This is a genomic window from Nitratireductor sp. ZSWI3 (genome assembly GCF_024655565.1).
Classification (GTDB): domain Bacteria; phylum Pseudomonadota; class Alphaproteobacteria; order Rhizobiales; family Rhizobiaceae; genus Nitratireductor.
Window position 1 is genome coordinate 1 of record NZ_JANKOF010000007.1, and the last position, 18097, is coordinate 18097.

Below are 18097 nucleotides of genomic sequence, written 5' to 3' on the forward strand. Positions count from 1 at the left end.
CCACCCCTTACCCCTCCCCTCAAGGGGGAGGGGAATGATCGAGCGCACAGCCTTTCTTCCCTCCCCCTTGAGGGGAGGGGTCCGAAGGACGGGTGGGGGTCGCAGGCGGAGCCTGCAAGAAAGACCATAGGCGATTGCCCTGCCCTCAAGGGGGGAAATTGGCTGGCATCGATGACCGCTTGCAATCATCGACGCCGCATAACGGGCATTAAGATCAATGCAATACAATCTCCCCCCTTGAGGGGGAGATGCCCGGCAGGGCAGAGGGGGGTGCGCGAAGGGGCGCCGGCGTCGAAGCATGGTCACGCCATGGCGTGGCGATGGGCGGCCGAATAGCGCCCGGTCAGGTGATGCTCGAGCTGCCGCTCGATGTCGGTCAGAAGGCTCGAGGCGCCGAAGCGCAGCAGGTCCGGCTCCAGCCAGCGCCGGCCGAGCTCCTCCTTCATCAAGACCAGCCAGTCGAGCGAGGCCTTGGCCGTCGAGATGCCACCGGCCGGCTTGAAGCCGATATGGATGCCCGTGCGCTCGTGATAGGCGCGGATCGCCCGCACCATGGTGAGGCCGACGGGCAGGGTGGCGTTGACGCTCTCCTTGCCGGTCGATGTCTTGATGAAATCGGCGCCGGCCATCATGGCCACCATCGAGGCGAGCATGACGTTGCGCAGCGTCGCCAGATCGCCCGTGCCGAGAATGACCTTCAGATGCGCCGCCCCGCAGGCTTCGCGGAACTGGGCGATCTCGTCATAGAGTTCTTCCCAGTGGCCGCCGAGCACCAGGCCGCGCGGGATCACCACGTCGATCTCGTCGGCACCGTCCTCGACGGAGGCGCGGATTTCGCCGATGCGCGTCGACAGCGGCGCCAGCCCGTGCGGGAAGGCGGTGGAGACAGCCGCCACATGGATGTCGGTGCCGGCCAGCGCCTCGACGGCGGTCGCCACGAAGGGATGGTAGACGCAGACGGCTGCCGGGCGGATGTCGGCCTCGCCGAGGCCGAGGCCGGCGGCGATGTCGGGCCGCAGCGGGTTGCGCGCCTTGGCGCAGAGCCGCAGCACCCGGTCGGGCGTATCGTCGGAGGAAAGCGTCGTCAGATCCATCACCGCGATGGCGCGCAGGAGCCAGGCGGCCTGGTGATCCTTCTTGATCGAGCGGCGCTTGCCGAGCGTGTCGACACGGCGCTCCAGCGCGCTGCGGTTGATGTGCCGCACGGCCTCCAGCCAGGCCGTGTCCAGCGGCATGCCGGGATTGCGCGGCAGGAGGCCGGCGTTCCTACCCGCATTGTCCGCCGCGCGCGGCAGGGGATAAACACTGGCACCGCCGGTCATGGACTGTTCGGACTTTCCACTCATGGTGAACTCACACGACACGATTTCGCCGCATCTTTCATGAGACGGGCGGTCGTGACAAGGCTTATCACACTTGCCTGCGCCGGGGGCACCGGCACAACAGCCTTCCTGCCGCCCTCGTGGTGCGGCGCCTATGCGCGTTCGGCGGGCAGCCTGTCGAGATCGGGCAGGTCGGAGGCGCCGCCGATGCGGGTGACGGCTTCGGCGCCGCAGCGATTGCCGGCTTGCAGGCAGCGCTCAACCGGCAGGCCGGCGAGCCAGGCGTCGATGAAGCCGGCATTGAAGGCGTCGCCGGCGCCGGTCGAATCGACCACCTCGACCGGGCGCGCCTTGACGGAGACCGCGCCTTCGGCGGAGATCGCGACGGATCCCTCGGCGCCGCGCTTGACCACGGTGAGCGGGGCCGGCGGCGGGGCGGAGGCGGTGATGCCGAGCCGGTCGGCCTCCGTCTCGTTGGGTAGGAAGATGTCGACCGAGGCGATCAGCCCGGCAAGGTCGTCGCGCGCCAGCACCGCCTCGTCCCAGGAGCAATCGAGCGACACCGACAGGCCGGCGGCGCGCGCCAGCCGCACCAGCGACGGCTCCTCGACCAGCGTCGCCAGCTCGCCGATGTGCAGATGCGAGAAACGGCCGGAGGCAAGGGCGGCCTCGAAGCCGGCAGGCACGGCCGGACCGGCGCGCTGCGTCAGGAAGGCGCGCTCGTTGCCCGATGCCATGGCCACGGTGATCTGCGGATCGAGCGTGTCGGGCGAGGGCGCGCAGACGGAGAGATCGACGCGGCTCGCCTCGAGATCGGGGATCAGGGCCGCCGCGAAAAGACCGGAGGGCAGGGCCGAGGCGAGCGAGGCGGGACGGCCGAGCGCCGCCACATAGGCGGCGGTGATGAAGGCGCCGCCGCCTGGTTTGACCGACAAGCCGCCGGCGAACACCTCCTCGCCCAGCGTCGGCATCTTCGGCAGGCCGGTGAAGATCAGGTCGCAATAGAGCCGGCCGACCGAGAGCACCCGGCCGGAACGCCCGGAGCGCAGAGCCTGCGTCACGGCAGGGCCTCCCCGCTCGCGGCGTCGAACAGGTGCATCTCGCCCGCATCGGCGGTGAGCTCGACGGTCTGCCCGGGCTGCGGCGGCTCGCGGCCGGACGCCTTGGCGATGACCTCGTGGCCGTTGACGCCGACATAGACGAGCGTATCGGCGCCGAGCGGCTCGACGATGTTGACAGTGCCGGAGAACAGGCCCTTCCTGTCCGTCACGAGCAGATCGTCCGGGCGCAGGCCGAGCACTACTTCCGCCCCCTCGGTGGCGTTGCGTCGCGGCAGTTCGATGCCGAGACCGTCGGCCAGCCTGACGCCGCCGCCGGTCCACGTGCCGGGCAGCATGTTCATCGACGGGGCGCCGATGAACTGCGCGACGAAGGTATTCGCCGGCTTGTGGTAGACCTCGAGCGGCGTGCCGACCTGCTGGATGTAGCCGTCCTTCATGATGACGATCCGGTCGGCCATGGTCATCGCCTCCACCTGGTCGTGGGTGACGAAGATGATGGTGTTGCCGACGCGCTGGTGCAGCTTCTTGATCTCGAGCCGCATCTGCGTGCGCAACTGCGCGTCGAGGTTCGACAAGGGCTCGTCGAACAGGAAGACGGCGGGATCGCGCACCATGGCGCGGCCGATGGCGACGCGCTGGCGCTGGCCGCCGGAAAGCTGGTTGGGCCGGCGTTCCAGAAGGTCACCCATGCCGAGGATGGCGGCCACCTCCTCGATGCGCTTTTCCTTGTCGGCCTTCGGCATCTTTGCGGTCCTGAGGCCGAAGCCGATGTTCTTGCGCACCGACATGTGCGGGTAGATGGCGTAATTCTGGAACACCATGGCGATGTCGCGGTCCTTGGGCTCCAGATCGTTGACGAGACGCTCGCCGATGCGGATCTCGCCGCCCGACACCTCCTCGAGGCCGGCGATCATGCGCAGCGTGGTGGATTTGCCGCAGCCCGACGGGCCGACGAAGACGACGAACTCGCCGTCGGCCACATCGAGGCTGATGCCGTGCAGCACCTCCACCTTGCCGTAGGTCTTGACGAGATTGCGAAGGGAGAGCGTGGCCAAGGGTCTACTCCTGGAGAAGGGCGGCGAAGGCGGCGTCGAGCGTGGCTTCGGCTTTGGCGGCACGGGCAAGCCCGGCGTCCTGTTGTTCCGAAAGGGCGGCAAGCGTTGCGCGATAGGCGGCGAGTGCCTCGTCCATGGCCTGCAGCCCGGGGCCGCCGAACCGTTCGCGCACGGCAACGAAATGGCGGGCGCTGACAGCTTCGGCAAAGGCGGGTTCGCCAAGCGTGCTGTCGCGGCCGGCAAGCGCGCGGAAGGCGGCGGTGAAGGCTGCGAAGCCGGCACCGAGCGGCTCGCCGGCGGCGATCACCGCGCGCGCCGTGGTGGCGGCGATTTCGTGCGCCTGGCGGAAGGACAGGCCCTCGCGCCGCACCAGCGTGTCGGCGAGCTCGGTGACGGTGATGCAGGCGGCGTCGATGTTCTTCGCCACCCGGCCGGCATCGATCGACACGGCGCTGACGAGGGCGGCGAGAAGGTCGAGCACGCGCCCGCCGCTCTCGAAGGTGGCATAGCCCGCCACCTGCACCTCGCCCTCGCTGTCGTTCATGTCGGTGAAGGGCGTGTTGTGCATCGTGTTGACGATGGCGTCGGCGCGGCCTGCGGTCATCGAGGCGAGATGGCGCAGATGCTCGATCGGCACCGGGTTGCGCTTTTGCGGCATGATGGACGAGATCTGCACCAGGCTGCCCGGCACGTGGAGCTGGCCGACCTCGAAGGCCGACCAGAACTGCATATCCTGGATGAGCCGGCCGAGATGCAGGAAGGCGAGCTTGATCGCCGCGTAGAAGCCGGTGACGTAGTCGACCGAGGCGATGCAGCCGTAGGAATTGCGCAACGGGCCGGCAAAGCCGAGCAGATCGGCCATACGCTGCCGGTCGATGGGAAAGCCGCTGGTGGTGATGGCGGCGGCGCCCATCGGGCAATGGTCGATGTTGGCGCGCGCCGCCTGCAGGCGCTCGATGTCCCGCAGAAGCACTTCCACAGCCGCCGCCAGATAATGGCCGAAGGTGGAGGGCTGGGCCGGCTGGCCGTGCGTGTAGGCGACGATCAGCGTGTCGCGCTCGGCCTCGGCCTTGTCGATCAGGGCGGCGGCCAGCGCATGGGCCTTGGCGATGAGCGTGTCGGCATGTCGCTTCAGGGTGAGCTTGAAGACCGTGTGGTCCATGTCGTTGCGCGAGCGGGCCGTGTGCAGCATGCCGGCAAGGTCCGGCCCGAGGCGCTTCTTCAGCTCGGCCTCGACGAGGAAGAAATAATCCTCCACCTCGCCCGTGTAGGTGAGCGCGGCGACGTCGACCGTCTCGTCGATGTCGACGAGGGCGGCGGCGATCTGCCGGCTGTCTTCCTGCTTCAGGATGCCGGTTTCCGTCAGCATGACGAGGTGGGCGCGGTTGATGGCGCGGAAGGCGCCGACATAGTGCGCCTTGACACCCTCGAACAGCGGCGCCAGCACCGTGTCCTTGTAGACGGGATGGGGGAATTTCTCCATCGACCTTACCCTTTCAGCCCGGCCATGACGACGCCGCGAATGATGAAGCGCTGGAAGACCAGGAAGACGACCAGCGTTGGCAGCGTCGAGATGGCGGCGCCGGTCATGATCAGCTCCCAGGCGACGTCCACCTCGTCGCCGAAGCTCGAGAGGCCGACCGGCAGCGTGTACATGTCGGCGGAATTGGTGACGATGAGCGGCCAGATGAAGGCGGTCCAGTTGCCGAGGAAGACGAAGATGGCGAGCGCGGCGAGCGCCGGGCGCACGAGCGGCATTGCCACCTGCCACCAGATCTGGAATTCGTTCAGCCCGTCGATGCGCGCCGCTTCCAGGAAATCGTCGGGCACCGTCTCGAAGAACTGCTTCATCAGGAAGGTGCCGAAGGCCGTCATGATGCCGGGGAACATGATGCCCCAATAGGTGTCGAGCCAGCCGAAGCTCTTGCTCATCAGGTACCACGGGATGACCAGCATCTCGGTCGGGATCATCAGCGTCGACAGGATGGCGATGAAGATCAGGTAGCGGCCCGGAAACCTGAATTTGCACAGCGCATAGCCCACCAGCGCATCGAAGAAGACGGCCGAGATGGTGGTCAGCGTGGCGACGATCAGCGAATTCCAGAACCAGTGATAGAAGCGGCCGTCCTCGAGCACATAGGTGTAGTTCTCGATGGTCGGCTCTTCGGGGATCAGGTTCAGATTGTAGACCTCGAAGGGGAATTTCAGCGACGTCGACAGCATGAAGACGATCGGCATGACCATCAGCACGCCGCCGGAAAACAGCAGCGCCCAGCGGATGAACTGGCCCATATTGCGGCGCGAGGCGCGCGAGGAGCCGGAAAAGAGCGTGTCGCTCGAAGCCTTGATGGCGACGTCCTGGGCAGCCATGTCAGCGGTCCCTCAAGATGCGGAGCTGGATCAGACTGACGATCAGAAGGATGGTGAACAGCACCACGGTCTGCGCCGCCGCATAGCCCATATTGAAGCCGTTGAAGGCCGTGTCGTAGATCAGGAGCACCAGCGGCTTGGTGGAATTGAGCGGGCCGCCGGGGTTGTTGGTGGTCATGTTGTAGACCTGATCGAAGATCCTGAGGAAACCGATCGAGGAGAACACCACCAGGAAGACGATGGTCGGCTTCAGGAGCGGGATGGTGATCTCCCAAAGCACGGTCCAGCTCGACACGCCGTCGATGCGCGCGGCCTCGTAATAGCTCTGCGGGATGGCGCGCAGGCCGGCCATGAAGATGATCACCTGGAAGCCGAGGCCGGCCCAGATGGCGGGCGCCAGCACCGAGGGCAGGGCATTGGTGGTCGAGCTCAGGAACTGGATCTGACTGAAGCCGAAGCTCGCCAGGAAATTGTTGAAGACGCCGATCGGCACCGGCTGGTAGAACCAGCGCCACACCCATGCCATGGCCACGGCGCTGGTCATGAAGGGCAGGAAATAGAGCGCCCGGATGGTGCCGTGCATGAAGCGCACCTTGTCGAGATGGTAAGCGATGACGAAGGAGAGCACGAGGCTGATCGGCGTGCCGAGGATCAGATACATGAAGGTGTTGCGGAACACCTTCCAGAAGACCGGGTCGTTGTAGAGCCGGACATAATTGTCGAAGCCGGCGAAGGAGCGTGCGCCCAGAAGGTTCCACTCCTGGAAGGACAGGACGAAGGCGTTGGCCGTCGGGTAGAAGCGGATGACGACGTAGAACAGCACCGGCAGGGCCAGGAAGGCCCAGGCCCAGACGATCTGCTTCTGCGAAATGGTGAGATTGTGATAGAAGCGCATGGCCCCGTTCCGCTGCCAGACCTCGAGGTGACGGGGCGCCCGGGCGAACCCGGACGCCCGGCGCATCACTTCTTGTAGTATTCGTCGAGGATCTTCTGTTCCTCAGTGGCCGCCTGGGCGACGCTCTCGGCAACCGGCTGGCCCTGCAGCTCGATGCGCTGCATCATGTCGACCATCACCTGGCGCTGCGCGCTCTCATTGGCGAACACCGTGGTCCTGGCGTATTCGAGGCCCTTGATGAAGGGGCCGTAGACCGGATCGTTGACGTTCTTCTCGGTCATCGCCGCGGACGGCTTGGCGGGCAGCTCGCCGACCGTCTCCAGCCAGATCTGCATGGCCTCGTCCGAGGTCAGGTACTCCATGAACTTGACGGCTGCGGCGAGCTTCTCGCCCTCGGCCTTCGAGGTGATGGCGTTGACCCAATAGGAGGCGTAGTTGGACCTGGTGCCGTCCGGACCGGCCGGCAGTTCGGCGACGCCCCATTTCAGGCCGCGCACGCCTTCCAGCGCGCCGATGCGGAAGGAGCCGTCGATGTGCATGCCGGCGCGGCCCGCCTTGAAGGCAGCCTGCGGCTCGTCCATGAAGGCGGCCTTGGTGACGCCGTGCTTGGCCTGCAGGTCGTTGTAGAAGGTGAAGGCCTCGATGCCGGTCTCGTTGTTGTAGTTCACTGTCTTGTAGTCGTCGAGATAGGGTTCGCCGCCATATTGGCGGATCAGCACTTCGCGGATCCAGTGGTGATCCTGCGCGGTCATGCCGGTGGTGAGGCCGACCGCGGTCAGGTTCCCGGCGCCGTCCTTCTGGGTGAGCTTCTGCGCCATCTCGACCAGCTCGTCGAGATCGGTCGGCGGGTGGTCGATGCCTGCGTCGTCGAACATGCGCTGGTTGTAGAAGAGGGCGAGCGACCGCACGGCGGTCGGCAGCGCCCAGTAATTGTCGCCCATGCGCATCGCCTTGACCATGGGGAAGAACTCGGCCTCGATCTTCTCGGGCGGGAAGGCGTCGGCCGGCAGCGGCTGGATCAGCTTGGCTTCCACATAATCGTTCAGCCAGCCGTAGAAGAGCTGCACCACATCCGGACCCTGGCCGGCAGGAATGGCGGCCGCCACCTTGGTGCGATAGCTGTCATAGGGGAAATGGGTCATCTTGACCGTGACGTCGGGATTGGCCTTCTCGAAATTCTCGATCAGCTTCTCCATGGCGGTGATGCGCGCCTCGAAGAAATACTGCCAGTACTCGATCTCCACCGCGGAGGCGGCGGTGACGGAGGCGGCCGTCAGCGCCGCGGTGGCCGCGCCCAGAACGAACGTGCGAAATCTGTTCATCGACTTCATTGCTCTTGCTCCCTGTAAAACCCTCGCGGCGGGCGCGCATCGGCGCACCCCGTGTCTTTCCGCTCGCGGCACCATTCACCCTCTGTCCGGCCGGATCCTTGATGTCCGGTGGAATTTTCCGGGTTTAACTCAATCAAGTTGAATATTCAAGTTACTTGAATTAATAGGCGTGTATGAAGATCACGAGCCCACGCCGCATCGTCGGCTCCAATGCCGAGCGCAGCCGCCTGCACAACCGCCAGGTGGTGCTCGGCCATGTGCGCGAACAGCAGCCGATCGGCCGTGCCGAGATCGCCCGCATCTCAGGCCTTTCGACGCAGGCGGTCAGCAATATCATCGCCGAGTTGGAGGAGGACGGGTTTCTTCTGGAAGCCGGGCGGCAGACCGGCGGGCGCGGCCTGCCGGCATTGCAGTACCGGCTGAACGGCGACGGGGCGGCGGCCCTCGGCATCGAGGTCAGGCCCGACGCCATGTTCGGCGCATTGGTGAACCTCGAGGGCGAGACCCTGTTCACGACGCGTGAGGCGCTGGCCGACAATGCGCCGGTCACGGTTGCGTCCATGGCGCGCAGGATCCGCGCCGCCGCGCTCGAAACTCGGCCGGCCGGGCAGCGGATGCTGGGAGCGGGCGTGGTGATGCCCGGCCCGTTCGGCAATGTCGGCATTTCCGGCGCCGGCCAGTCCGCCCTGCAGGGGTGGGAGGACACCGACGCGGCGGCCCTGTTCGAGGAGGCGCTGGAGATGGGCGTCATTATCGAGAACGACGCGACGGCGGCGGCGGTCGCCGAGCGGGTGCGCGGTGTCGCCGCCGGCTTGCGCACCTTCTGCTTCATCTATTTCGGCGCCGGCCTCGGTCTCGGCATGGTCGCCGACGGCGAGGTGCAGCGTGGCGCCTTCGGCAATGCGGGCGAGGTCGGCCATGTGGTGGTGCGGCCCGGCGGGCGGCAATGCGCCTGCGGCAACAGGGGGTGCCTGGAAACCTATGCGAGCCGCATCGCGGCGCGGGCACGGCTTGCCGAGGCGGGCATCGCCCTGACCAGCACCGACGATATCGACTGTCTCTATCGCGACCGGAACCCGGCGCTGATGGCCTGGCTCGACGAGGCGGCCGAGCCGCTGTCGCAGGCGATCGGCATGATCGAGAACCTGTTCGATCCCGAAACGGTGATCCTCGGCGGCGCGATGCCCGACGCCGTGCTCGATCACCTGATCTCCGGGCTCGCCCTTCCGGGCGGTTCCGTCGCCGTGCGGCCCGATCGCCAGACGCCGCGCATTCTGCGCGGGGCGTGCGGCCGCCTGACCGCCGCTCTCGGCGGGGCCGCCCTCGTCATCCATGACACCATCACCCCGCGCATCGCCGCGAAGACTTGACATCTCCGGGAGGTTTGGAATGCCCGTTTCCGCTCAGGACCGCATTGCCGCGCAGGCGCGCAGCCCACGCATCGTCCGCCTGTGGCGCGCCCTGGCGCCCTTGAAATCGTGCGTGTCCTTCATGAACACGGGCGCCCATCCGGACGATGAGACCTCCGAGATGCTGGCCGTGCTGGCCTTTCGCGACGGCCTGTCGCTGTCCTATGCCTGCTCGACACGCGGCGAGGGCGGGCAGAACGACATCGGCACCGAGGTCGCCCATGATCTCGGCGTCGTCCGCACCGCCGAAATGGAGCGGGCGGCCGATGTCCTCAACCTCAATCTCTACTGGCTGTCGCAGACGCCGGACGATCCGATCTTCGATTTCGGCTTCTCCAAGAGCGGCGCCGAGACGCTCGAGAAATGGGGCCGCGAGCGCACGCTGAAGCGGTTTGTAGAGATCGTCCGCATCGAGCGGCCGGACATCATCTGCCCGACCTTCCTGAACATTCCTGGCCAGCACGGCCATCACCGCGCCATGACGGAGCTGGCGCACGACGTGATGAGCGCCGCCGCCGACCCGACATTCCCGGCCGTCGACCTGCCGGTCTGGCAGGTGAAGAAGCTCTACCTGCCGGCCTGGTCCGGCGCCGGCGATTCCTATGATGACGACCTGCCGCCGCCCAACGCGACGCTGACGGTGAAGGCGTCCGGCGAAGATCCGGTGACGGGCTGGAGCTGGGCGCAGATCGGCGAGCAGTCGCGTGCCTTCCACCGCACCCAGGGCATGGGCCGCTGGGTGCCGTACGGGACCAGGATGGACTGGCCGCTGCATCTGGTGCGCTCGCAGGTGGAGGGCGCGGACCACCGGCTCACCGATGGACTGCCCGCCGACCTGTCGCAACTCGCCGATTTCGTGGGGGCTGGCGAGATCGATCCGGAGCTGAAGGCCGCGCAGGCCGAATGCGACGCGGCGATCGCGGCGTTCCCGAACGCCGACGACATCGCGCGCCATGCGGCGGCTGCGCTGGCGAAGGTGCGCGCGGCGCGCGATGCCTGCCCGGCACATGCGCGCGGCGAGGTTCTGCACCGGCTGGCGGCGAAGGAGCAGCAGCTCTCCCACGTGATGCGCATCGCCTGCGGCGTGGAACTGCATGCCACGCTGGCGAGCGATGTGCTGCGGCCCGGCGAGAGCGCCGCGCTGAGCGTCGGGACGGCGGGGGCGGTGGCCGAGGTCTCGCCGGTTCTGCCGAAGGGCTGGGTCTTTGCCGACGGCGCCGTGAGGGTGCCCAGGGATGCGCAGCCTTCCGATCCCTATCCGGCGCATCACAGCCCAGGCCGGGCGCGGCTGCCGGCGATGCGTGTCGGCGTGACGGTGGACGGCGTGTCGGCCGAGACGCTGCTGCCGCTGGAGACGGCGCCCGTGGTGCTGCCGGCCCGCTCGGCGGCGCTCGCTCCAGACCGGGCGCTCATCAACCTTGCTGCAGAGGGGCGCACCGTCGAGACGCGGATCGCCGATCTCTTCCCGTCGAGCGCAGCACCCGCGCTCGACCTGCCGGAGGGCTGGAGCGTCGAGATCGCGGCCGGGGCAGTGCGCGTGACGGCGCCGAAGGATGTGGCGCCCGGTCTCTACCGGCTGCCCCTGAAGCTCGACGGCGAGGCGGCGATGACGGCGCACCGCATCGCCTATCCGCATATCGGGGTACGGTCGCGCGCCTTTCCGGCCGCGCTCTGCGTGCGCGTGCTCGAAGCGGCGCTGCCGGACGTCCGCATCGGCTATGTGGGCGGCGGCAACGACCATGTCGGCCACTGGCTGCGCGCGCTCGGCCTCGACGTGACGGAGGTTGCCGACGACGCGCTGACAGCCGATGGCCTGAAGGCCTTCGACACGCTGCTGGTGGGCATTTTCGCGGTCCGCACCCGGCCGGCGCTGAGGGCGGCGATGCCGCTTGTCCACGACTGGGTGGAGGCGGGCGGCAATCTCGTCACGCTCTATCACCGACCGCGCGATGCATGGGATCCCGAGACCGTGCCGCCGCGCCGGCTGGAGATCGGCAAGCCCTCGCTGCGCTGGCGGGTGACCGACGAGAATGCCGCGGTGGCGCATCTTATCGCCGATCACCCGCTGCTCACCCTGCCGAACCGCATCTCCGACGACGACTGGGCCGGCTGGCACAAGGAGCGCGGGCTTTATTTCGCCAAGAGCTGGGACGCGGCCTACCAGCCGCTCCTCTCCATGGCGGATCCGGACGAGGCGCCGCACAAGGGGGCGCTTTTGTCGGCGGTCATCGGCAAGGGCAGGCACAGCCACGTGGCGCTGATCCTGCATCATCAGATGGAGAAGCTGGTGCCGGGCGCCTTCCGCCTGATGGCCAATCTGCTGGCAAGGCCGTGAGCGCAGGCGCCTCGCCGAAGGACAATCTTCGCGCCGGCCTCTGGCTGATGGCGGATATGGGCCTGAACATATGGGCCATATCCATCGTCAAGGCGCTGGGGGCGGATTATCCGGCCTGGCAGGTCGTCTTCCTGCGCGCTCTGGCGGGTCTCGCGCTGATCCTGCCCTGGCTCGTCCGCCGCCGCCAGGTGCTCGCCCGCATCGACCGGCTCGGGCTGCATCTTTTCCGCGTGGCGCTGTCGGCGGTGGCGCTGACCGGCGGCTTCTACGCTGTGGCAAACCTGCCGCTTGCCTTCTACATGACGATGAATTTCACCCGGCCGGTGGTGTTGGTGGCGCTATCGGCGCTGATCCTGCGCGAGGCGGTGCCGGGCGCGCGCTGGCTGGCGGCGGGCCTGGGGCTCGTGGGCGCCTTCATCGCCGCCAATCCTAGCAACGTGCCGTGGACGCCGGCGCTGCTGGCGGCCCTTGCCGCCGTCCTCGCCGGCACCGGAGCGATCATCGTCACGCGGCAGCTGAAGGGGACGCCGCCGGTGGTGATGATGCTGTTCTACACGGGAGGACTGGCGCTCATCACCGCCATGCCGGCGCTGTCGGACTGGCACGCTGTGAGCGCGGCGCATTGGCCGTTCCTGCTCGCCGTCGGCGTTTTCTCGCAAGCCGCGCAGTTCTGCTTCCTGCGCGCCCACTGGCTGGGCGATGCGGGCTTCCTGGGGCCGCTCGGCTATGCGAGCCTGATCCTGTCGGGCCTGGTCGGCTACGTCTTCTTCGCCGAGGTGCCGAGCCTGAACACGGTTGCGGGGGCAGCGATCATCGTTGCCGCCACCGCTTTCCTGACCTACCGGACGGCGAAAGTGCGAAACCACGCCGCCTCGGGAGGTTGACGGACGATCAGTCCGGATCGGCGCCTTCTGCGATCGGCTGGTCGGCGATTTTCGGCCGGAGATAACGGCCGATGATGAGCGGCAGGACGAACCCGACGACGGCGAAAGTCCATAGCCCGATGGCGAGCCAGGAGTTGAACAACATCGTCCAGTCGCCGTCATGGATGGTCATGGCGCGGCGCAGGTTCTTTTCCATCTGGTCGCCAAGCAGCACGCCGAGGATGATCGGCACGAGCGGCACGTCGAGCTTGCGCAGCACCCAGCCCAGCACGCCGAAGGCGATCATCACCAGAAGGTCGAAGGTGGAGCCGGAGATGCCGTAGATGCCGACGAAGGAGATCATGGCGACGGCCGGCATCAAATAGCGTGTCGGGATGAGCAGGACGCGCACGAACAGCGACACCATCGGCAGGTTCATGGCGAGCAGCATGAGATTGCCGATGAACAGCGCCGCGATCAGGCCCCAGACCACGTCCGGATTCTGCTGGAACAGCAGCGGGCCGGGCGTGATGTTGAGCGCCAGCAGCATGGCGAGCAGCACCGCGGTGGTGCCGGAGCCCGGCACGCCGAGCGCCAGCATCGGCACCAGCGCGCCGCCGGCCGCCGCGTTGTTGCCGGCTTCGGGGGCGGCGATGCCGCGCGGGTCGCCCTTGCCGAAGGTGCCCTTGCGGTCGGAGAGGCGCTTTTCGAACGTATAGGAGATGAAGGAGCCGAGCGAGGCGCCGGCGCCGGGCAGAACGCCGGCGATGAAACCGAGGATCGTCGAGCGGCCCATGGCCGGCAGCGTCTCGCGCACCATCTTCCACGGCGGGATGACCCGGCCGACCCGCATCGACGCGTCGGCGCCGCTGCCGTTGCCGCGATGCTCGAGGAAGATGAACACCTCGGACAGCGCGAACAGGCCGACGATGGCGACGAGGAAGTCGATGCCGTCGTAAAGATGCACCTCGCCGAAGGCGAAGCGCGGCACGCCGGTCTGGCCGTCGACGCCGATGGTCGCGATCCCGAGGCCGAGCGCGGCGGCGAAGGCGGCCTTCGCCTGGTTGCGGCTGGCGACGCCGCCGAGCGTGGCGAAGGCCAGCACGAAGAGGGCGAAATACTCGGCCGGGCCGAACAGGAGCGCCACCTTGACGAGCTGCGGGGCGAGGAAGACAAGGCCCCAGGTGGCGAAGAAGGCGCCGACGAAGGAGGCAAGGCCCGAGATGGCCAGCGCCTCGCCGGCCTTGCCGGCCCGCGCCATCGGATAGCCGTCGAGCGTCGTCATCAGGGCCGGCTCGTCACCGGGAATGTTGAGCAGGATCGACGAGATGCGTCCGCCATACATGGCGCCGTAATAGACGCTGGTGAGCAGGATCAGGGCCGGCGTCGCCGGCAGGCCGAGGGTGAAGGCGAGCGGGATGAGGATCGCCACGCCGTTGGAGGGGCCGAGGCCGGGCAAGGCGCCGATGATGGTGCCGAGGAAGCAGCCGACCAGCGCCAGGAAAAGGTTCTGCCAGGTGAGCGCGACGGCGAAGCCGTCAGCCAGCGAAGCAAGGGTGTCCATCATGCGCCTCCCGCTCAGAAGCCCCACGGGCCGCGCGCCAGCGACAGCCCGAGGACGAGATGAAAGATGACATAGATGCCGACGGCGATGGCGACGCCGGCGATAACGGCGGACAGGGGATGGGCGCCGAGCCGCCAGCACAGATAAGCGGCGGCAACGCTCGTGCAGGCGATGAAGCCGTATTCCTTGAGGAACAGCGCATAGGCGATCATGACGGCAGTCGCCACGCCGATCTCGAACAGACGCGAAAAGGTGGGCCATTCCGGCTCGGTGTCCGGGCTCAGCACGACGACGCCGCTGGCAACCGCCAGCACGATGCCGATCATGTAGGGAAAGGCCTTGGGGCCGAACGGGTCGGAGATGAAGCTCAGCTCGATCTGCGTCGCCTGCCACAGATAGAAGGCGGCGAGCAGCAGTCCGAAGACGCCGAAAATGCGGTCGCTCATGACGGGCACCGTTTTCCTGTGTTCGCTTGATGCAATTCGGGCCTGTCGGCGACCGACAGGCCCGAATGGCGGTTTGCCGTGCTACTTCACGATGCCGATCTGCTTCGACAGATTGGTGATGGACTCGATGGATTCCTTCACGAAGGCCTGGAATTCCTCGCCCTGAAGATCGAGAGGCGCCAGGCCGTTGGCGGCCATGATGCCCTTCCACTCGTCGGAGGCGTAGACCTTGCCGACGGCGTCGACCCAGTAATCATAGGCTTCGTCCGACATGCCGCCGGGTGCGTAGAAGCCGCGCCAGTTGGCGCCGATCACGTCGATGCCCTGCTCCTTGGCGGTCGGGAAGGAGGCAAAATCGCCTTCCAGGCGCTCGGGGGCGAGCACAGCGATCACCTTGATGTCGCCGGAATCGACGAAACCCTTGGCCTCCGAAGCATCGCCGGTGAAGGCCTGCACCGAACCGGCCAGAAGCTGCGTGACGGCTTCGCCGCCGCCGTCAAAGGCGACGTACTTGACCTGCCGGACATCCTCGACGCCGGCCTTGTTGGCGGCGATCAGCACCTTGAGATGATCCCAGCCGCCGACAGCCGAACCGCCGGCGACGGACACGGAGGACGGATCCTTCTTGATCATGTCCATCAGTTCGGGAAGCGTGTTGACGGCCGAATTCTTGGCCACTGCGATGATGCCGTAGTCGGCGCCGACGGAGCCGATCCAGCGCACCTGGTCCATGGTGTTGCCGGGGAAGGCGCCCTGGGCGAGCCGCGTGGCGGTCGCCGAGGAGGCGGCGACGATCAGGCTGTTGTCGTCGTTGCGCTTGCTGACCACTTCGGCAAAGGCGACGCCGCCGCCGCCGCCGGCCACGTTGGTGACCTGCATGGACCCCGGCACCAGCTTCAGGTCCTGCAGGGTCTTGCCGACCTGGCGGCAGGTGAAGTCCCAGCCGCCGCCGGGCGCCGCCGGCGCGACGCACTCGGTCTTGCCCGGCTCGAAGGCGAAGGCGGAAAGGCTGGACGCAAGGGTGAAAACGGCCGCGAGGCCGATGAGCTTTTTCATGTGAGTTCCTCCACTCGAGCAATCCCGCCCCTTAAAGACGGCCGGACCTGCTCTCCAAAGTTCAGTCTACCGCATTTCCTCCTGGAACGCCCATTCCCTTTGGGCGTACGGCAGCGGCAGCCAAAGACTTGTTCTCTTGGCCGGGTGGAGCCTATAGGGTGAGCCTGTCAAGAAGCTGTCAAAGTGCGGGGAAGATGCATTTTCTGATCGTCGAGGACACGCGCGACGTTGCCGAGGCCATCGAGCGCCGGCTGGAGAAGGCCGGCCATGTCAGCGACCGGGCGGAAACGCTGGAGGATGCCTGGCACTTCGCGGCCATGGCGCGTCACGACCTGATCGTGCTCGACATCAACCTGCCGGATGGTTCCGGCATCGCCTTCCTGAAACGCCTGCGCGCCGAGGGCAACCGCGTGCCGGTGCTGGTGCTGACGGCCCGGCTTGCCGTCAACGACCGGATCGATGCGCTCGATCTCGGCGCCGACGATTACATGATCAAGCCGTTCGATCTCGGCGAGCTCGAGGCACGCATCCGCGCCATCATCCGCCGCAGGAGCGGCGAGGCGGACCGGACGCTGTCGGCCGGCCGGCTGACCTTCGACATGGCCGCCCGCAGCGTCACCATCGACGGGACGCCTTGCGAATTGACGCGCCGCGAGCAGACGCTTCTGGAGATCTTCCTGACCAATCGCGGCCGCGTGCTCGACAAGGAAGACCTGCTGGTGCGGCTGTTCGGCCACGATGGCGAGAAGAATCCCAATGCGGTGGAGCTCTATGTCGGCCGGCTGCGCCGCAAGATCGAAGGCTCGGGCCTCGAGATCAAGACCCTGCGCGGGCTCGGCTACCAGGCGGTGGTGGCCGAGGCGGAGGCCTGATGCAGCGCATCACGGGGGAGCCGGCTCCCGGCCGCAGCCTGTCGGTCACCGCCCGGTTGGCCATCGCCCTGACGCTGGTGCTGACGCTCGCCGTTGCCGCCACCATCTATGCCGCCTACGGCTACGGGCGGCGCGCCGCCAACGAGGCGTTCGACCGGCTGCTGCAGGGCGCAGCGCTGCAGATCGCCGAGCGCGTCTTCGTCGTCGAGGGCGAGATCCGGGTCGACATTCCCGTCTCCGCCTTCGAACTCCTGTCGCTGGCCAAGGATGAGCGTGTGTTCTACCGTGTGGCGCTGCCCGACGGAACCACGCTGACCGGCTACGAGGCCTTCCCGCTGCCGAAGGCGAAGCCCGTTCCCGAAGGCGGCCTGACCTACGAGACGACCTTCGGCGACGAGCGGGTGCGGGCGCTGGCCATGCCGCGCCGGCTCGCCGAGCGTGCGGTGAGCGGCGACATCTATGTGGTCGTCGCCCACACGATGGTGAGCCGCGACCAGCTCGCCCGCAGCGTTGCCGCCCAGGCCGTGACGGTGATCGCCGGCGCGGGGCTGGCGATCCTCATCCTGGCGCTGATCGCCATGCGCTACGCCATGCGTCCGCTGGAGCGCATCCAGACGGCGATCCTGGAGCGCGACCCTCTCGACCTGTCGCCCTTTTCGATGCGCGCGCCGGACGAGGTGTCGGCGCTGGTGGCGGCGATCAACCGCTTCATGGGCCGGCTCGACCGGCGCGTGCGCGCCATGCAGGACTACGTCGCCGATTCGGCGCATCAGATCCGCACCTCGATCACGGCGCTGCGTGCGCACAGCGAGTTGGCGCTGGAGGAGGACGATCCGCAACGGCTGAAGGCGTTGCACAAGCGCATCCGCAGCCGCGCCATCGGCCTCAACCGGCTGACGGATCAGCTTCTGAGCCACGCGCTGGTGACGCACCGGGCCGACACGGCGCCACTGGAGCCGCTCGACCTGCGCCGCATCGCGATCGACGCCGAGCGCGAGTTCGGCCAGCTCTCCGGCCCCGGCAAGGCGCGTGTCAGGCTCGATCTGCCGGAAGAGCCGGTGATGGTCGCCGGCGACGCCTTCAGCCTGCGCGAGGCCGTGAAGAACCTCTTGAACAACGCCGCCGCGCACGGCAAGGCACCGGTCCGGCTTCGCGTGCATGTCGCACCCGGCGGCCGGGCCGCCGTCGACGTGACCGACGCCGGTGCCGGCCTGCCGGCGCGCCACGCCTCGGAGATCGGCCGCCGTTTCGCCATCGATCCGAACAAGCCGGAAAGTGCCGGGCTCGGCCTTGCCATCGTCCGCGAGGTGGCCGAGTTCCACAACGGTCAGATACGGCTGGAGCGCGGGGAAGGCAGCTTCACGATTGGCCTCGACCTGCCCTTGTCCTCGTCGGAAAGCAAAGCGTCATGAACATGTTGCGTAAGATTGTTTGTGCACTGCTGATGGTTTTATGCGCGCGAGGTGCCTTTGCCGAGGATACGGTTTTTCCAGCGCCGGGCGGCCGGGCGGAAACCCT

At 67.4% G+C, this 18097-nt stretch carries 15 protein-coding genes; 5 read left to right on the forward strand and 10 right to left on the reverse strand.

The window, feature by feature from the left end; genetic code table 11:
- Positions 1 to 302: 302 nt before the first annotated feature.
- The 7 genes from deoC to NUU27_RS04165 form a co-directional block, all read right to left on the reverse strand.
- Entirely contained in the window at positions 303 to 1346 is a 1044-nt protein-coding gene (gene deoC / locus NUU27_RS04135; protein WP_374565535.1) for a deoxyribose-phosphate aldolase, read from the reverse strand.
- Positions 1347 to 1474: 128 nt separating this feature from the next.
- The gene (locus tag NUU27_RS04140; RefSeq protein WP_257760797.1) at positions 1475 to 2383 is read right to left on the reverse strand and encodes a carbohydrate kinase family protein; all 909 of its coding nucleotides are present in this window, start codon (positions 2381 to 2383) and stop codon (positions 1475 to 1477) included.
- Positions 2380 to 3438, reverse strand: coding sequence for an ABC transporter ATP-binding protein (locus tag NUU27_RS04145; protein ID WP_257760798.1), 1059 nt, complete (start codon positions 3436 to 3438; stop codon positions 2380 to 2382). Before NUU27_RS04145 ends, NUU27_RS04140 begins: the two co-directional genes overlap by 4 nt.
- 4 nt (positions 3439 to 3442) lie before the next feature.
- Positions 3443 to 4921, reverse strand: coding sequence for an argininosuccinate lyase (argH, locus tag NUU27_RS04150; protein ID WP_257760799.1), 1479 nt, complete (start codon positions 4919 to 4921; stop codon positions 3443 to 3445).
- A gap of 5 nt (positions 4922 to 4926) precedes the next feature.
- Positions 4927 to 5808 carry a carbohydrate ABC transporter permease gene (locus tag NUU27_RS04155; protein WP_257760800.1) on the reverse strand — a complete coding sequence of 294 codons (882 nt, stop codon included), beginning with the start codon at positions 5806 to 5808 and terminating at the stop codon, positions 4927 to 4929.
- A gap of 1 nt (position 5809) precedes the next feature.
- Positions 5810 to 6703 carry a carbohydrate ABC transporter permease gene (locus NUU27_RS04160; RefSeq protein WP_257760801.1) on the reverse strand — a complete coding sequence of 298 codons (894 nt, stop codon included), beginning with the start codon at positions 6701 to 6703 and terminating at the stop codon, positions 5810 to 5812.
- 65 nt (positions 6704 to 6768) lie between these two features.
- The gene (locus tag NUU27_RS04165; protein WP_374565540.1) at positions 6769 to 8034 is read right to left on the reverse strand and encodes an extracellular solute-binding protein; all 1266 of its coding nucleotides are present in this window, start codon (positions 8032 to 8034) and stop codon (positions 6769 to 6771) included.
- 173 nt (positions 8035 to 8207) lie between these two features.
- Here NUU27_RS04165 and NUU27_RS04170 point away from each other — a divergent pair, with 173 nt between their 5' ends.
- The 3 genes from NUU27_RS04170 to NUU27_RS04180 are packed head-to-tail and all read left to right on the forward strand — an operon-like array spanning position 8208 to position 12662.
- Positions 8208 to 9404 carry an ROK family transcriptional regulator gene (locus tag NUU27_RS04170; RefSeq protein ID WP_257760802.1) on the forward strand — a complete coding sequence of 399 codons (1197 nt, stop codon included), beginning with the start codon at positions 8208 to 8210 and terminating at the stop codon, positions 9402 to 9404.
- 19 nt (positions 9405 to 9423) lie between these two features.
- On the forward strand, positions 9424 to 11778 hold the full coding sequence (locus NUU27_RS04175) for a PIG-L family deacetylase (RefSeq protein WP_257760803.1): 2355 nt from the start codon (positions 9424 to 9426) through the stop codon (positions 11776 to 11778).
- Positions 11775 to 12662: a DMT family transporter gene (locus tag NUU27_RS04180; protein WP_257760804.1), complete on the forward strand. Its 888-nt coding sequence runs from the start codon at positions 11775 to 11777 to the stop codon at positions 12660 to 12662. Before NUU27_RS04175 ends, NUU27_RS04180 begins: the two co-directional genes overlap by 4 nt.
- A gap of 7 nt (positions 12663 to 12669) precedes the next feature.
- On the opposite strand, the gene NUU27_RS04185 is transcribed toward NUU27_RS04180, so the two are convergent.
- From NUU27_RS04185 to NUU27_RS04195, 3 genes are all read right to left on the reverse strand, one after another.
- Positions 12670 to 14205: a tripartite tricarboxylate transporter permease gene (locus NUU27_RS04185; protein WP_257760805.1), complete on the reverse strand. Its 1536-nt coding sequence runs from the start codon at positions 14203 to 14205 to the stop codon at positions 12670 to 12672.
- 14 nt (positions 14206 to 14219) lie between these two features.
- Positions 14220 to 14651, reverse strand: a complete 432-nt coding sequence (locus NUU27_RS04190) for a tripartite tricarboxylate transporter TctB family protein (protein ID WP_257760806.1) — start codon at positions 14649 to 14651, stop codon at positions 14220 to 14222.
- Between the two features lie 81 nt (positions 14652 to 14732).
- Entirely contained in the window at positions 14733 to 15707 is a 975-nt protein-coding gene (locus NUU27_RS04195; protein ID WP_257760807.1) for a tripartite tricarboxylate transporter substrate binding protein, read from the reverse strand.
- A gap of 194 nt (positions 15708 to 15901) precedes the next feature.
- Here NUU27_RS04195 and NUU27_RS04200 point away from each other — a divergent pair, with 194 nt between their 5' ends.
- Positions 15902 to 16579, forward strand: a complete 678-nt coding sequence (locus NUU27_RS04200; RefSeq protein WP_257760808.1) for a response regulator transcription factor — start codon at positions 15902 to 15904, stop codon at positions 16577 to 16579.
- Positions 16579 to 17991, forward strand: coding sequence for a sensor histidine kinase (locus tag NUU27_RS04205; protein ID WP_257760809.1), 1413 nt, complete (start codon positions 16579 to 16581; stop codon positions 17989 to 17991). Before NUU27_RS04200 ends, NUU27_RS04205 begins: the two co-directional genes overlap by 1 nt.
- Positions 17992 to 18097: the final 106 nt, after the last annotated feature.

Excerpts from the sequence above, each read along its gene's own strand:
- NUU27_RS04170 (WP_257760802.1), top strand. The coding sequence starts at position 8,208 with ATGAAGATCACGAGCCCACGCCGCATCGTCGGCTCCAATGCCGAGCGC.
- NUU27_RS04160 (WP_257760801.1), bottom strand. The coding sequence starts at position 6,703 with ATGCGCTTCTATCACAATCTCACCATTTCGCAGAAGCAGATCGTCTGG.
- argH (WP_257760799.1), bottom strand. The coding sequence starts at position 4,921 with ATGGAGAAATTCCCCCATCCCGTCTACAAGGACACGGTGCTGGCGCCG.
- NUU27_RS04165 (WP_374565540.1), bottom strand. The coding sequence starts at position 8,034 with ATGAAGTCGATGAACAGATTTCGCACGTTCGTTCTGGGCGCGGCCACC.
- NUU27_RS04185 (WP_257760805.1), bottom strand. The coding sequence starts at position 14,205 with ATGGACACCCTTGCTTCGCTGGCTGACGGCTTCGCCGTCGCGCTCACC.
- deoC (WP_374565535.1), bottom strand. The coding sequence starts at position 1,346 with ATGAGTGGAAAGTCCGAACAGTCCATGACCGGCGGTGCCAGTGTTTAT.
- NUU27_RS04175 (WP_257760803.1), top strand. The coding sequence starts at position 9,424 with ATGCCCGTTTCCGCTCAGGACCGCATTGCCGCGCAGGCGCGCAGCCCA.
- NUU27_RS04190 (WP_257760806.1), bottom strand. The coding sequence starts at position 14,651 with ATGAGCGACCGCATTTTCGGCGTCTTCGGACTGCTGCTCGCCGCCTTC.
- NUU27_RS04205 (WP_257760809.1), top strand. The coding sequence starts at position 16,579 with ATGCAGCGCATCACGGGGGAGCCGGCTCCCGGCCGCAGCCTGTCGGTC.
- NUU27_RS04200 (WP_257760808.1), top strand. The coding sequence starts at position 15,902 with ATGCATTTTCTGATCGTCGAGGACACGCGCGACGTTGCCGAGGCCATC.
- NUU27_RS04155 (WP_257760800.1), bottom strand. The coding sequence starts at position 5,808 with ATGGCTGCCCAGGACGTCGCCATCAAGGCTTCGAGCGACACGCTCTTT.
- NUU27_RS04195 (WP_257760807.1), bottom strand. The coding sequence starts at position 15,707 with ATGAAAAAGCTCATCGGCCTCGCGGCCGTTTTCACCCTTGCGTCCAGC.